At 70.5% G+C, this 13,113-nt stretch carries 10 protein-coding genes; 3 read left to right on the plus strand and 7 right to left on the minus strand.

Going from position 1 to position 13,113, the window contains the following annotated elements; translation table 11 throughout:
* Window positions 1-38: 38 nt before the first annotated feature.
* From WMF14_RS45905 to WMF14_RS45925, 5 genes are all read right to left on the minus strand, one after another.
* Window positions 39-1,100 carry a hypothetical protein gene (locus WMF14_RS45905; protein ID WP_437796955.1) on the minus strand — a complete coding sequence of 354 codons (1,062 nt, stop codon included), beginning with the start codon at window positions 1,098-1,100 and terminating at the stop codon, window positions 39-41.
* 13 nt (window positions 1,101-1,113) lie between these two features.
* Window positions 1,114-2,181: a hypothetical protein gene (locus WMF14_RS45910; protein WP_437796957.1), complete on the minus strand. Its 1,068-nt coding sequence runs from the start codon at window positions 2,179-2,181 to the stop codon at window positions 1,114-1,116.
* Entirely contained in the window at window positions 2,178-4,382 is a 2,205-nt protein-coding gene (locus tag WMF14_RS45915; RefSeq protein WP_437796959.1) for a hypothetical protein, read from the minus strand. Before WMF14_RS45915 ends, WMF14_RS45910 begins: the two co-directional genes overlap by 4 nt.
* Complete coding sequence (locus tag WMF14_RS45920) at window positions 4,379-5,050, minus strand: hypothetical protein (RefSeq protein WP_437796961.1); 672 nt, start codon at window positions 5,048-5,050, stop codon at window positions 4,379-4,381. Before WMF14_RS45920 ends, WMF14_RS45915 begins: the two co-directional genes overlap by 4 nt.
* Window positions 5,051-5,943: 893 nt before the next feature.
* The gene (locus tag WMF14_RS45925) at window positions 5,944-6,738 is read right to left on the minus strand and encodes a hypothetical protein (protein ID WP_437796963.1); all 795 of its coding nucleotides are present in this window, start codon (window positions 6,736-6,738) and stop codon (window positions 5,944-5,946) included.
* A 404-nt stretch (window positions 6,739-7,142) separates the two neighbouring features.
* On the opposite strand from WMF14_RS45925, the gene WMF14_RS45930 reads away from it, so the two are divergent.
* From WMF14_RS45930 to WMF14_RS45940, 3 genes are all read left to right on the plus strand, one after another.
* Window positions 7,143-7,397, plus strand: coding sequence for a hypothetical protein (locus tag WMF14_RS45930; protein WP_437796965.1), 255 nt, complete (start codon window positions 7,143-7,145; stop codon window positions 7,395-7,397).
* A gap of 16 nt (window positions 7,398-7,413) precedes the next feature.
* Window positions 7,414-7,758, plus strand: a complete 345-nt coding sequence (locus WMF14_RS45935; protein ID WP_437796967.1) for a DUF4288 domain-containing protein — start codon at window positions 7,414-7,416, stop codon at window positions 7,756-7,758.
* Between the two features lie 674 nt (window positions 7,759-8,432).
* Window positions 8,433-9,638 (plus strand): STAS domain-containing protein, encoded by a 1,206-nt coding sequence (locus WMF14_RS45940; RefSeq protein ID WP_437796969.1) that lies wholly within the window; start codon window positions 8,433-8,435, stop codon window positions 9,636-9,638.
* Between the two features lie 63 nt (window positions 9,639-9,701).
* Here the strand turns inward: WMF14_RS45940 and WMF14_RS45945 are convergent, their stop codons facing one another.
* Complete coding sequence (locus tag WMF14_RS45945; RefSeq protein ID WP_437796971.1) at window positions 9,702-11,150, minus strand: type VI secretion system Vgr family protein; 1,449 nt, start codon at window positions 11,148-11,150, stop codon at window positions 9,702-9,704.
* A 115-nt stretch (window positions 11,151-11,265) separates the two neighbouring features.
* Window positions 11,266-13,056 (minus strand): DUF2169 domain-containing protein, encoded by a 1,791-nt coding sequence (locus WMF14_RS45950; protein WP_437796973.1) that lies wholly within the window; start codon window positions 13,054-13,056, stop codon window positions 11,266-11,268.
* Between the last annotated feature and the right edge of the window lie 57 nt (window positions 13,057-13,113).

Raw genomic sequence — 13,113 nt, forward strand, 5'->3', positions numbered from 1 at the left:
GCAAAGCCCGAAGTGAAGAGAGCGGGGGAGACTCTGCGTCAGGACATCAGGCCGAGTGCGGAGAGGGTGTCAGTCCAGAGCGGCCAGAGCGTGCGGTAGGGGTGGGTCGCCAGCAAGATGCCACCGTTCGGGAGGCGCCGGACGTGGAACCGGGCGTGATCCACCAGGAAGTAGACGTGCTCGCCCGTCAGTTTCACCCAGGTAAGGGACCCGCCGCCGCGGGTGAACCCCTCACCGCGCGCCTGGGCCTGCACCGTCAGGTTGTGGATCTCCTCGGCGCGTGGCTCCGCGGCGCGCCACGCCTCGTCGGGCACATCGGCGGCGGCCACGAGCGCCTCGATCAGGGCGGAGCCCGGCATGGCCAGCGCCTTGAGGACGGTCTCGCGGGAGAGCGGGATCGAGCGCCCGCCCTTGTCCGTCGGAACCACGTGCGCCCCGGCCGGCGCGGCGTCGATACGCGCGTGCAGCGCCTCCAGCGACATGCCCGCGATCAACGAGACCTTTTCTTTGTCGTGGAGGCTGACCCACGACAGGGCCAGATCGCGCGCGATGTCGCGGGCGTCCGCGTTGTACGTCGCGCACATCGAGACCGGCGCGAGCCAGGTCCACGCGCTCGTGCAGCCGCCGGTCGAGACACGCCTGCTCGCGTCGGGCGTGCAGAGGCGGAGCAGCAGGTCCTCGAGGTAGTCCAGAACGATGTGCCACGTGAGCTCGGCTTCCGCCGCCACGGAGCGCGGGCCGCTGCCCAGGGCGGGGTACAATTCCAGCGGGAGAATGTCCGCCGCGCTGGCAGGGACCATGTGGATGGGGCCCCGTGGCTTGAGACGTTCGCTCTTGCCGGTGAAGCAGCGATAGTGGCCACAGAGTATGCGTCGGTCGTCGAGCTCCATGTCGAAGTAGGTCTCGGCATCGGTGCGTCCGAAGCGGGCGCGCATCATCGCGACCGCCTCGTCCACGAAATTCACCGTGCGATCCACGTCGGAGCCCATCCTCACGCGGATAGAACTCCCGCGCGCGACGAGAGCCGGCAGCGCCGCCGCGAATGCGCCGATCCGCTCTGTCTCGTCACACCAGGCGAAGAAGTACGGCCCTGGTTTCATCCTTGGTTCACCCTCATGAGGTTGCTGGGTCAGGGATCAGGCCGAGCGAGAAGAGCGCGTCGACCCAGAGCGGCCAGAGCGAGCGGAACGGGTGGGTCGCCAGGATCACGCCGCCGCCCGCGAGGCGGCGCACGTGAAAAGGCGCATGCTTTCGGAGGAAGCGGACGTGGGCACGCGTGTCCGTGTGCACCGGCCACGTGGGCGGGCCTTCGCCCGTCTCCGCGATCTGGCTCGTCAGCGCCAGGATCTCTCTCGCGCGCGGCTCGGCGGCGCGCCACGCCTCGTCGGGCGCCGCCGCGGCCTCGAGCGCCTCCAGCAGGGCGGAGGGCGGCGTTGCCAGCGCCTTGAGGACGGTCTCGCGGGAGAGGGAGTGCGCGCGCTCGCTTCCGGCCTTGAGCGGGACGCGCGCCCCGGCCGGCGCGGCTTCCACCCGCGCGCGGAGCGCTTCCAGCGACAGGCCCGCGTTGCGCGATACCATCTCCTTGTCGTGGCGCTGTAGCCACGAGAGGGCGAGATCGCGCGCGATGTCCCGCGCGTCAGCGTTGTACGTCGCGCACATGCGGACGGGTGCGATCCAGTCTCCCCCGTTCGTGCACGCGCCGGTGCGGACGCGCCCGCTCGCGTCCGGCGCGCAGAGGCGGAGCAGGAGGTCCACGAGATCGTCCCGGAGCAGGTGCCATGCGACCGCGGCCTCGGCCTCGATCGAGCGCGGGCCCCTGCCCCAGGCGAGCTCGAGATACGAGCAGAGGAAGCCTTCCTGGTCGCACGTGGTCATGTGGATGGGGCCGGCCGAAATGTCACGGCCGGCCTCTTCGGTGTAGCAGTCACCGCTGCAACCGAAGAGGCGTTTGGTAGCGCTCAGCATGACGTCGACGCTTGCTCCAGCCGAAGGACCTGCGGCAAACTGGGTGCGGATCATCGCAACCGCCTCGTCCATGGAGGACGTGTAGAATAGGCCATCGTCTGTCAACATGCTAATACGAGTCCCTGGATGCATGAGCTCCGGCAGCGCCGCCAGGAACGCATCGAGCGTCTCTGCCGCGTCACACCAGGCGAAGAACGACGGTCCTGATTCGCTCATAGCTGGGTCACCTTGATGGGGTGATTGAATCCTTTCAGGGTCACCTTCTTGCGCGTCGTCGTGTTGAAGAGGTACCCGTCCTTGACACTATACGTTTTTTCCGGCTTGAATTTCGCGCCGCGCGTCATGATGAGCTCGACCTGCTCGACATCCCCCGCGACCCCCTTGTTCCGTAGCCCCTCCATCCCGTTCGACAACTGCTTGAACACATCGTCTAGCTCAACCGGGTTGCCCCCTTTCACTTCGCTCACGATCAGCTTCTGCCCACGGGACACCGTCACGAAGTCAGGAGCCTTCCCACCGGACATGCCGGGGAGCGACTCGTCTGGAAGGTCGAGCATCTTACGCACGCCGCCGTCGCCGACGCCGAGGAGCGCCCGCTCGTCGCGGGTCATGAAGCTGATCGCCGTTTTCTCGAAGGTGTTGAACCCGGCTTCCGTGACGTGCCCTTTCAGCGTCTTGAACCCGCGGAGCCTCCATACCTCGAACCCCTTGACAACGACCTTATCGACTTTTGCGATCTCCCCGGCGATCCGGATCCCACGCGGCGGTAGCGCGCCGGCGGCAGCAACGCCGTGCCAGATGTGCCCGACCGCCCCGAGCCCGAAGCCCAGCCCCGAGAAGATCCGCTCCTCATCGCTCAACTCTCGCCCGGCCGGCAGGCACCACTCCTTGCCTGTCACGGCCTCGCACAGGTCGAGCGTCGGCCCGACCACGGGCACGAACCCCACCCCGATGCGCGTCGTCGCCTGCACCAACGTCTGCATCACCTCCCCGTACGCCTCGAAGCCTTCAGCGACCGTCGACATCGCCCCCGCGAACGCGCTGATCGTCTGGTAGAGCTGCGTCTGCTCCAGGTCGAGCCCGACCCCCGTCCACAGGTTGAGGTTGTCCTTCATCTGGTCCGCGAGCGCATCGAACCGTGGCTTCAGCACCGTGTCCACCTGCGCCCGCAGGTCGGCAGGCACGGGCGAGTCCTCGAACCAGTCCGATGCATCCATGAACTGCCGCACGAACCCCGTGATCCGGTTCTGTGCCTTCAGGAACGCGTTGGTCTCCGCCAGCGACACCCCCATCCGGTCGCGCAGCGCGATCTCCAGCGCCGCGCTGTTCGCCCTCCACGCCCGCACGTTCGCCACGAAGTCCGCCCGGAGGACCACCACCCGGCCGCTGACGTCCGCCTCCAGCGCCGCGAGCACCGCGTCCGCGTACGCCGCGTAGGGATCCCGCCCCTCCTCGAACGCCCCGTCCACCTCCGCGATGTCCGGCACGTCGACCCACGGCACCTCGCTCTCCCCGAGCGCGTACGCTTGCGGGTCGTCCGGGTCCCACCCCTCGGCGCGCGCGTCTTCCGTCGCCAGGTCCGCCACCTCGTCGGCCTGCGCGCCGAACTCGTCCATCAGCCGCGCGACCTCGTCCTCGAGATCGCTGACGCTCTTCTTCAGGTCGTCGACGAGCTGCTCCATCGCCGCGCGCGTCTCCGGCGCGACCGCGTCCTCATACCGGTCCAGGATCGCCTCGAGGTCGGTCCGTGAGATCTCGTCCAGCGGCCGGCCGACAAAGTCCTTGAGCTCGGTGTCGAGCTGCTGGAGCAGGTCCATCTTCTCCGCGAGCAGGCCCACCGCCCGTGCGTTCGCCACGAGCGCCGCGCGCTCCTTGGCGATCTCGGCCAGCAGGATCTCGATGTCGCGCGCCAGCGCCGGGTTGATCTCCGCGAGGCTCAGGTCGAGCGTCGTGTCGCCGTAGAACGCCGTCCCGATGCGTCGCACGTCAAAGAGCGGTTTGTTCAGGCCGAGCGGCTCCGAGACGAGGTGCACCACGTCGTGCGCGTCGGTGCACCAGTCTTCGCCGGCGGAGTTCTGCACATGGAAGTGGAAGTCGTTCGCTCCCATCTGGAGCAGCACCGAGTCAAACTCCGTCTCCGCCCTGTTGGTAGCCGAGCCGTCGGCGTGCTCGATCAGCGCGCCGGGGACCTCGTACGTGGTCAGCGGCGTGTCGTTCACGCTGAAGAAGCCGTGTCCGACGAAGAAGGGCCCCTCGCACGACGAGCTGAGCTCCGCGTGCTCCCAGCTCAGGGTGTACGGCGTTCCCGCCCACGCGAAAGAGGGCGCCACCACCGCGACCGCTGTGATCAGCGCGACGAGCGTCTGCAGCGTCGCGGCGCTCCAGCCAGGCCGCGCAACGTCCTTCGAGCCCCTCATGTCCCCTCCGCGCCGCGCACGGCGGCGTCATAGGCGACCGCCGCGCCCTTCACGTCGCCCGCGTCGAGCCTCGCCTCGACCGCGTCGAGCGCCGCCGCGGCCATCCCCTCCTCCCGTAGCTTCGCGAGACCCGCCGCGATCTTCTGGGGCAACCCTGTCCTGAGCTCGGTCTCCGCGGCGTCGAATCGCCCTCGGAGCGCGTCGCACCCGGCCTCGCGCCACGACGACCCCGCCGCCTCGCAGAGCGGCCGCAGCTGCACCAGCGCCAGGAGCTCACCGCACCGCTCGGCGAGCAGCGGCAGCCCGAGCTCCTCGCTCACCGGCGGCGCCGCCGACAGCGCCGCGATCTGCGCGCGCGCGCGCTCCCCGAACGCCTCCGACGCCTTGCGGGTCCGCGCCCCTGCGACGGCCTCGCGCGCCCCCTCGTCCATCTGCAGCACGCGGAGCGCCTGCCGGCGCAGTACGATGCCGCCGAGCAGCGCCGTCGCGGTCGCGTCGCTCCGGGCGACGCGACCCTTCACGTAACCCAGCATCGCGTTCAGCGAGCGCAGCGCGCCCGAGGTCATGTCCGGCAGCACCGCGCCGTGCGTCGCGAGCAGCTCCCTGTGCGGCGCCATCGCCTCGTCGAAGGACGCCGCGAAGACCTGGAGCGTCGCCGACGACCTCAACGTCGAGCGAGTGGCTGCTGGCGACGATCTCCTCCGGCGTCTTGTCGTTCGGCCATGTGGCCCACACCTCGATGGGCAGCGCGCCGTCCTTCTCGGCCTGGGCCCACGCGGCGCCCGGCCCCTGATTCTCGCCCACGCAGTGCTCCTCGCCGCCCACCGCCGCCGCGCAGAAGCTCCCGAACGTGTCGTCCCCGAACTTCCACAAGCACCCGGCCGCAGTCGCGCCGAACGCCAGGGCGGCCACGGCCACCGCGACGACCTTTATCTGTCGCCTCGTTCCCATGCTCATTGCCTCCTCCCCGCGATTTTTCTCGCCCGCGCACGCTCGCCCGCACGTTCTCCTGAAGCAAGCGTCCCCACCAAAGCGCTAGGACATTGCTCGGCCCTGGATCGCGCCCTCGTGCGCCATGTCGTCCGTCGTCAACACACGGACCGTCGCCGGACCACGAGGTGTCCTCCGGTGCATCCGACGGGAGTCCGTGGTGACGCCAGGGCCGTCCACCGAAGCGCAGGGGAAGCAGGGAGGTGTGGCGCTCGACGCAGCAGCCGGTCCACAAGCGACGAGCTCAGGGCGAGACGACGCTGGAGCCGCTCCACAGGCGACGAACCCAGGGCGAGACAACGCTGGAGCCGCTCCGCGGGCGACGAGCCCGGGGCGAGACGACGCTGGCGCCGCTCCGCGGGCGACGAGCCCAGGGCGAGACGACGCTGGAGCCGTCAGAAAGGCGAGGTCCGGCGGCGCCGGGGCCGCCGATCGCTTCGGAAGGGCTGCGCCCGCGGCGACGCCCGAGGGGAACGGTTCAGAGCGCGCTTTGCCGCGGGATCATCGCGTTTCCCGGCCGTGTCAGCGCGATCTGGAGCGCATGGGGGCCGCTTTCAGGCGCGGCCGGCGGTCAGTCGCCTTCGAGCGGTGGAGGCGATCCGGGCGAGGCGGGCTCCTCGGGGGGCAGCGCGTCGTCCTCCTCGGCTGCGGTCCGGCCGGGCCTGCGGCCGGACGGGCGCACCTTGGCGGCGAGATCCTCGAGGCCGGCGAACGTGAAGCTCGCGGCGAGCAGCGCGGCGCCCTGGCCGAAGCTCTTGTCGCTCTTGCGCATGGCGTTCTGCTTCGCGCGCAGCGTGGCCTCCTTCTCGCGCTCCTCGGTCGCGACCTTCGCGAGCGCCTTCTTCAGCGCCGGCAGCTCGGCCGCGATCTCGTCGGCGAGCGCGGCACGATCGAGCTTCATCGACGCGCGCCTCGGCTTCGGGAGCTTGATCTCCGCGTCCCGCAGGGCGCTCGCGACCCGCTCGCCGGCCGTGACGAGCACGGAAGGGTCCTCGGCGACGGCCCCGTCCAGCTGCAGCTTGCGCAGGCCCGCCGGCCCGAACGCCGCGTCGACGGCGGCGCGCCCGTCGACGAGCACCGAGCGCAGCCGGGCGGCCGCCTCGTCGCGCGCCTCGCGGGGCGCGGCGTCGTCGGCGAGCTCGCGCTCGTGCGCGTCGTCGGCCGCCACGAGCGCGGCTGTGTCCGCGGCGAGCCGGCGCGCGACGAGGCGCATGAGCAACGCCACGTCGGGCATCTTCTCGCCGGACCTCAGGCAGGGCGCGAGCTCGGCCGCAATCCCCTTCGCGATCTCGTCGGCGTGCGTCTCGGCCGACGCGGCCACGGCGCGGCTGGACTTGTCCCTGTCGGTCACCAATTTCGACGCCATCCATCCCTCCTTGTCGGGGAACGCGGCCGGAACGGCCGCAACATTGCCCGACAGGCTCGTTGATCCGCCAGCGCATCGCAAGAGCCGGCGAGAGCCGGATTGATGCTCACCGCTGCCGGCCAGAGCTCCTCGGCGTGCGCGGCCCCGGGAGGCTCCGCGATCGCGACCCGTGGATCGAGCTCTCTCCACTTTTGCACCAGCGCTCGGTTCACCTTCCTTCGCCCGTTCGCCGCCAGCTCCGGCGCCGGTATCCTACCCGGTGCTTCCGGGTGGAATAGCTCCCCCACCACGCCTCGGCGTCGACGCGAACCTGCTGCTTTCGTTACGGAGCTACTCTGCCGCCGCCGCCGTCCTGCACCGTCAACGAGAAGCCGCCGAGAGCTACGAAGGTCCAGGACCTGCACATGAAGCAGTTCCTGCGGATCGGCCGCGGGGTCGAGGTGGACGCCGGCGAGCGCGCGATCTCGGCACCTCGCGGGCTTCTGCTCTGCCATGCCTGGTTGGTCGGCTTCAACGGGGCCGCCGCCTGCGCGGCGGAAGGTAGCCGACTTGAGGAAAGGGAAGCGTCCGGACAGGTAGACCCCTACCGCCGCGCCCCGCGACAGGGCAGGCTGATCTCGGCATCACGCGGCGTCACACTCCCGGTCAAAGCCGCATAGACAAGCGAGTCCATCCATGGAATCCAGCCCGAACAGCGATCTCTATGTTGCCGTTATACTCTACGAGTCTTGGTCGCCGGACCCATCGTACACACCCATGTACGAAGAATGCTTCGCGCTGGTGCGCGCCGAAAGTGAGGAGCAGGCACGCGCGCGCGCCGAGCAACACAGCCGTGCGCATGAAACGTGCTTCAACAATGTTCTAGGGCAGGAGATTCACTGGAGGCTGAAGCACGTCGTGGATGTAAGCCGTGTTCTTTCGGACACTCTTGATGACGGCGCGGAGATCTACGCGCGGCACTTCAAGAGCTATGAGGCTTACCACGCGTTCGAGCCGTTGCTCGGCGGCAGGTTCGACTGACAGATGAGTTGGAAGGGGGTGGAGCGTGCGCAGGGCCGTCATCGTCGGGATTGTGCTCTCAAGCTTATTTAGGATTCTTGCGCCGATCTCGCCCTTGTTTGGTTCCTCGCTCGCGCTGGCTCAGAGCTGCGACACTAACGGAAACCTCGACGATATTGCGATGTTGTTCATCGGCAGATGATGCAAGGGATCCATTCTTCGTGAGTTCCCAGGCCAGCTACTGTGGACAACGATCCGAGAGATCCGACGTGCTGGGGTCACCTCGCCATGATGAGCTCCCTCGGTCACTACGCCCGCTCCGCCGCGGGGCGTCCCCTGAGTCCTGGTGACATGCCGGTCCCTCGTCCAGACCGACCCAATCCATGGCCTCCTGGTCACGAGCCTGTCGTGATGCGCTCCCGGAATCCCCTGCACCGTACCTCTCACCACCTCTCCCGCTCCGGTCCACGCAAGCGGCGCCTTCCCGTCCTCGGCTCACCTCGCCGTAGCTCATTCAGCGGCGGGCCAGCTCACCGTCTTGCCGCGCAGCGCCCGCCACGCTAGCGCTAGCGCCCCCACGAAGTGGCGCGTTTCTCCCGGCTCAATCGCACAACGGCCGCCAGGGAGCTCTTTCGCAGCCTGCTCCGTCCACGTTATACTTATCCTTCTCTGCTCTCTGAGGAGTCGTGAGACTGATGGAATCTGCCTCCAGTGTGTTGCTCGGCGAGCTCTTCGCCCGTTCTGCCGATCTGCTCTTCATCGCCTCGGCCGACGGAGCGTTGCTCCACGGGAGCGGCGGGCTGCGCGAGGCGCTGGGCCCCGGGGTGGCGGGGGGCGCGCTCCTCGCCGATCTCGCGCACCCGGACGATCGCGCCGCGCTCTCGGCGGCCTGGTCGACAGTCCTTCAGAGGGACGAGCCCGTCTCGTTCAGCGTGCGCCTGCGCGACGGCGGCGGCGCCTACCGGCCGCTGTCGTGCAGCGTCAGCCGGTCATCCGACCGAAGCGCCGTCCTCGGCTCGCTCCGCCCCGCGCCCGCGCCCGCCGCCGCCCCGCTGACCGGGGACGAGCTGAACACGCTCCGGCTCAAGGCGCGCCTCCTCGACGGCCTCGTCGAGCACGTGGATCCCTTGACGATATGGGCGCTCGACCGCGACGGGATCTACGTCTATCACGACGGCAAGTCGACCGCGAAGGCCGGATTGACACGGGGGCAGCACGTCGGGCACAGCGTGTACGACCTCTATGGGGCCACCCCGGAGGCCGCCGCCGACATGCGGCAATGGTACGACGGCCAGGTGCGCCGCGGTCGCGGCGAGGCGCACGGCGCCGACTGGGACACCTGGCTCATCCCGCTCCGCAGCGAGCCCGGCGGCCGAGTCGACGGCGTGCTCGGGGTCTCGCTCGACGTGTCGGACTCCAGGCTCGTCGAGAAGGAGCTGCGCATCCAGCTCGACCAGATCGCGGCGCAGCAGAAGGTGATCCGCGATCTCTCGACGCCGATCATCGAGGTCTGGGACGGCGTGCTCACGCTCCCCATGGTCGGCACGGTCGACAGCGTCCGCACCGCGGAGGTCATGGACAGCCTGCTCGCGCAGATCGTCGAGAAGCGGGCGCGCTTCGCCATCCTCGACCTCACCGGCGTCGAGGTCGTCGACACCCGGGTCGCGAGCCACCTCATCCAGCTCATCACCGCCATCCGCCTCCTCGGCGCGGACGGCATCGTCGCTGGCATCAAGCCGACGGTCGCCCAGACCATGGTCGCGCTCGGCCTCGACCTCTCCCAGCTCAACACGCAACGCAACCTGCGCGCCGCGCTCAACTACGCCATCCGGGCCATGACGAGCGCCCAGGGCGCCTCCCCCGCCGCGGGCCCGGCGCCCGGCAAGAAGCCAGCTCCCTGAGCGGCGTCATCGCCCGCCACCCGGGACCGCGCGCGGCGCGCCCGTTCACGAGATCGAGGCCGCTCACTCGTCCACGAGATCGAAGACGATGCCTCCCTGCGTCTTGATCCGGTGAGTCGACCGGTTCGCGCTGTTGACCGGAGAGGGCGTCAGCGGGTTCGGCGCGGCGCCCACGATGACCGGCCGATCCGGGTCGCCGTTCACGAAGGCGATGAGCACCTCCGTCCCCGGCTTGAGCGGGAAATGCGTGCCGTAGTTCGCTCCAGCGTGGTTCTGGAGCATGCGCACCGGCCTGGACGTCACGCCGCCGGCTGCCCCCGTGTCGAAGAGGAACCGGACCATGTACCTGCCCTGATCGTCGATCTGGGCGTCGTTGCCCCCGCCCCCCGGCCCGGCGTCGACGATGCCCGTGACGACGCCGCCGATCCGGGGCGTCGGGGTGACGCGCGGCGGCCGGTACGTGTTCTTGCCCGGGATCGCGCGGAACGTGTTCACGTAGCGTCGCGGCTCGTCGCCGCCGCCCTGGCCGCCGGCCGCCTGCGACGCGCGGTGCTCCACCTCGACGAAGAGCAGATCGAGCGACTCCAGGCTCGGGTGCCCTTCCAGCACCGATCGCCCGCCCGCGCCGATCGCGCACACCGCGCTCCTGCCCGCATACACGAGCTGCGTCGCCTGCCGCTCCTCGGCCCGGACCTGCGCCAGCGCCTTGCCCTCCGCCGGCGTCTTGTAATGGCCGCCGTACTCGACGATGCCGCCCGCATACCCGGTCGAGAGGACGTGCTCCGACGTCAGATCGAGCATCGGTTGCCGGTAGTTGTAGTCGCGGGCCACATACACGCTCGGCACGAGCCGCGATCTCGCCTCGAGCTCGAAGACGTCCCGCGTCTCGCCGCGCTCGCGGAAATGGACGGACTCGGCGCCGGCCGCGGGCTTGAACCCGGCGCCGTCGGTGAAGACCATCGTGTCCTGCCCGTCCTGGTGCTCGAAGAAGAAGCTGATCCCGGCGTGCTCGGCCAGGCGGGAGATGAAGGCGAGATCGGTCTCCTGGTACTGCACCGTGAACTCCCGCGGCGGGTAGGTGCCCGTCAGCCGGAGCTCCACGTCGCTCCCGCTCAGGCCCACGAGCTCGAGCTTCTGCTTGATGATGTCCGGCACCGCCTTGTTCATCGAGATCTCGGTGGTCTCGACGAGCGTCAGCCGGAAGGCGCGCGGGACGATGCGCAGCCGGTAAGCGCGGTAGTCGCGCAGGTTCGCGAGGAGGTCGTGGACCTCCGCGATCATCCCGTGGACGCGCCGCACCTCGACCCCGTCCTGCTCGAAGACGATCGCGACGCTCTCGCCCGTGAAGGTCTGTCCGTCGACCCCGGCGTCGCTCGGACAGGCCACCTCGACCTCGAACGTGAAGAGCTGGGAGATCGCCTCGCGCCCGGACAGCCTGTTCACCTGGAGGAGGTCGGACGAGAAGCCGGAGAGCTCGAGTCGAATGTCTAGTGAATCGGATCGGGTGGTCATCGTCGCAGCTCCATCCTTCGTGCCTTGGGAGAAGATCTCCTGCCTTGGGGCGCCTCGCGCGCGGGCGCCCCTCGCGCTCGTCGAGGTGGGCTCGGCGAGCTACCGTTTGCGCGAGCTACCGTTTGCGATCGAACCGTTCGTAAAGGCTCCTCCTCAACGCAGGGGAAGGGGTCGGCAGCGCCGGGCGCTCCGGCGGAGGTGGCGGCGGCCGTCGGGGCGGCGGGGCCGGCGGCGGCTCGTCCGGCTCGGGGGAGCGCGCCGGTGAGGCGCTGAGCACCGGCCTCGGCGGGGGCGGAGGCTCCGGCAGCGCGAGCTCCGGAGGCGGCGCGGCCGGCTCCAGCTCCTGGAGCGGCGCGGCCGCGGTCTCCGCCGCTCCCGCGTGAGCAGGCGTGATCGCAGGCGAGGCCGCGGGCGCGCGATCGCCGGAAGGGTCGGGCGCGCCGGCGCCCGGCGTCCAGTCGTCGTCCAGCGCGAGGGCGAGCGTGCCAGAGCCCGCGCGCTCCTCCGCCGCGACCGGCTCCTGGGCCGTCATCGAGGGAGCCAGCCCCGCGCCCGGGGGCGCCGGCTGGAACGGGAGCGCCGGCTGGTCCGTCGCGTCGGCGTCCTGCTCGGGCAGCAGGGCCAGCGTCGTGGCCGGAGACGCCTCCGGGCCTTCTTCCACCGAGGAGATCGAGAGGGTCCCGGTGTCGATCCGCGGCCCGGGCGCGCCCGCGGCCGGCCCGACGATGTCGCCGGGAGCCGACCCGGGGCGGAACGGCGTCGCCGCCGCCGAGGCCAGGGCAGCCGCCGCCACGCCGGCGTCCGGGAGGCTCAACGTGCGCGCCCCGGCGGCCGGAGCGGCCAGGGTCTCTCCCAGGCCGCCGTCGTGGTCGGGGTCGACGCTTCGCGCGGGTCCGCCCGCGGCGCCCTGATCCGCCGGCAGCTCCGGCCACTCGAGCGGCTCGCCGGGGAGCTCGACCCCCGCCACGAGGGTGGCCGCCGCGAGCGCGGCCTCGTCGGGGACGACCAGGCTGCCCCGGAAGACGAGGGTGCAGCGCTGCTCGTCGCCGTCGATGCGCAGCGTGTCCGCGTTCAGCTCGAGCGGGTGGCCCTCGCTCACGCCGAACGCGGAGAGGCCGTGGACGCGCGCTCGGCCGCGCGCCTCGGGCAGTCGCGTCCGGAGGCGCGGCAGCGTGGGGTGGAGCCCGTGGAGCTCGATCCACTCGCCGCCGCGCAGGTAGCGCGTCCGCTGATCGGGGGGCGCCGCCTGGTAATAGGCCCACTCGAAGGGATCGGGGATCTCGGCGATGGCGGCGTCGAGCGCCTTGCGGGGCGTGGCCCCGAGCAGCCGCCTGCGCGCGGGCCAGGCGCGCGCGATGGGCCCGAAGCCGGCCGCGCGCGCCGGCTGGAGCGGATCGACGATGTTCGCCTCGGGCTCGGACGCGTCGCCCGTCCCCTGCACGCCGAGGAAGTTCTCCTGGTCGTTCTCCCCGCGGAGCGCCCGCTCGTACACGAGCGGCATCCGCTGGAACCCGGCCCTGTCCTTGACCAGGAGCTCCTTGTCGAGGAGGGGCCCGCCCTCATCGGAGATCGCGAGTCGCACGGGCAGGGCGTGCACGGGCGCGCCGGGCGGCGGCGCGTGGGCGTGGCCGGTAAAGAGCACGTCGGCGCGCTCCAGGTGCGGCGCCAGATCGCTCGTGAGCCGGACGCTCCGCCCAGGGTTGTTGCCGTGATGGACCTCCCCGTGGACGACCTGCTGCGGCTCGACCCTGGGCATCTCCGCGTCCGCCGCGAAGGCGAAGGTGGCCTTGACGATGACGGTGATGTGGAGCTCGCCCCGGCTGCGCCATGCGACGGCGGCGGCTGCTGCTCCGTTGAGCGGCGTGACCCTCACGGGCCCGGTCGCGCCGTTCGTCCCACGGTTCATCGCGCTCTTGGTCGCACCGTTCGCCATTCCGCGGCGTTATAGCACGGCTCTCGTCAC

It is taken from the genome of Sorangium sp. So ce693 (genome assembly GCF_051521375.1).
GTDB lineage: Bacteria > Myxococcota_A > Polyangia > Polyangiales > Polyangiaceae > Sorangium > Sorangium atrum.

What these genes read in the sequence shown, in the direction of transcription:
- WMF14_RS45945 (WP_437796971.1), bottom strand. Translation starts at nt 11,150, where the DNA reads ATGACCACCCGATCCGATTCACTAGACATTCGACTCGAGCTCTCCGGC.
- WMF14_RS45925 (WP_437796963.1), bottom strand. Translation starts at nt 6,738, where the DNA reads ATGGCGTCGAAATTGGTGACCGACAGGGACAAGTCCAGCCGCGCCGTG.
- WMF14_RS45940 (WP_437796969.1), top strand. Translation starts at nt 8,433, where the DNA reads ATGGAATCTGCCTCCAGTGTGTTGCTCGGCGAGCTCTTCGCCCGTTCT.
- WMF14_RS45930 (WP_437796965.1), top strand. Translation starts at nt 7,143, where the DNA reads ATGAAGCAGTTCCTGCGGATCGGCCGCGGGGTCGAGGTGGACGCCGGC.
- WMF14_RS45915 (WP_437796959.1), bottom strand. Translation starts at nt 4,382, where the DNA reads ATGAGGGGCTCGAAGGACGTTGCGCGGCCTGGCTGGAGCGCCGCGACG.
- WMF14_RS45910 (WP_437796957.1), bottom strand. Translation starts at nt 2,181, where the DNA reads ATGAGCGAATCAGGACCGTCGTTCTTCGCCTGGTGTGACGCGGCAGAG.
- WMF14_RS45905 (WP_437796955.1), bottom strand. Translation starts at nt 1,100, where the DNA reads ATGAAACCAGGGCCGTACTTCTTCGCCTGGTGTGACGAGACAGAGCGG.
- WMF14_RS45950 (WP_437796973.1), bottom strand. Translation starts at nt 13,056, where the DNA reads ATGAACCGTGGGACGAACGGCGCGACCGGGCCCGTGAGGGTCACGCCG.
- WMF14_RS45935 (WP_437796967.1), top strand. Translation starts at nt 7,414, where the DNA reads ATGGAATCCAGCCCGAACAGCGATCTCTATGTTGCCGTTATACTCTAC.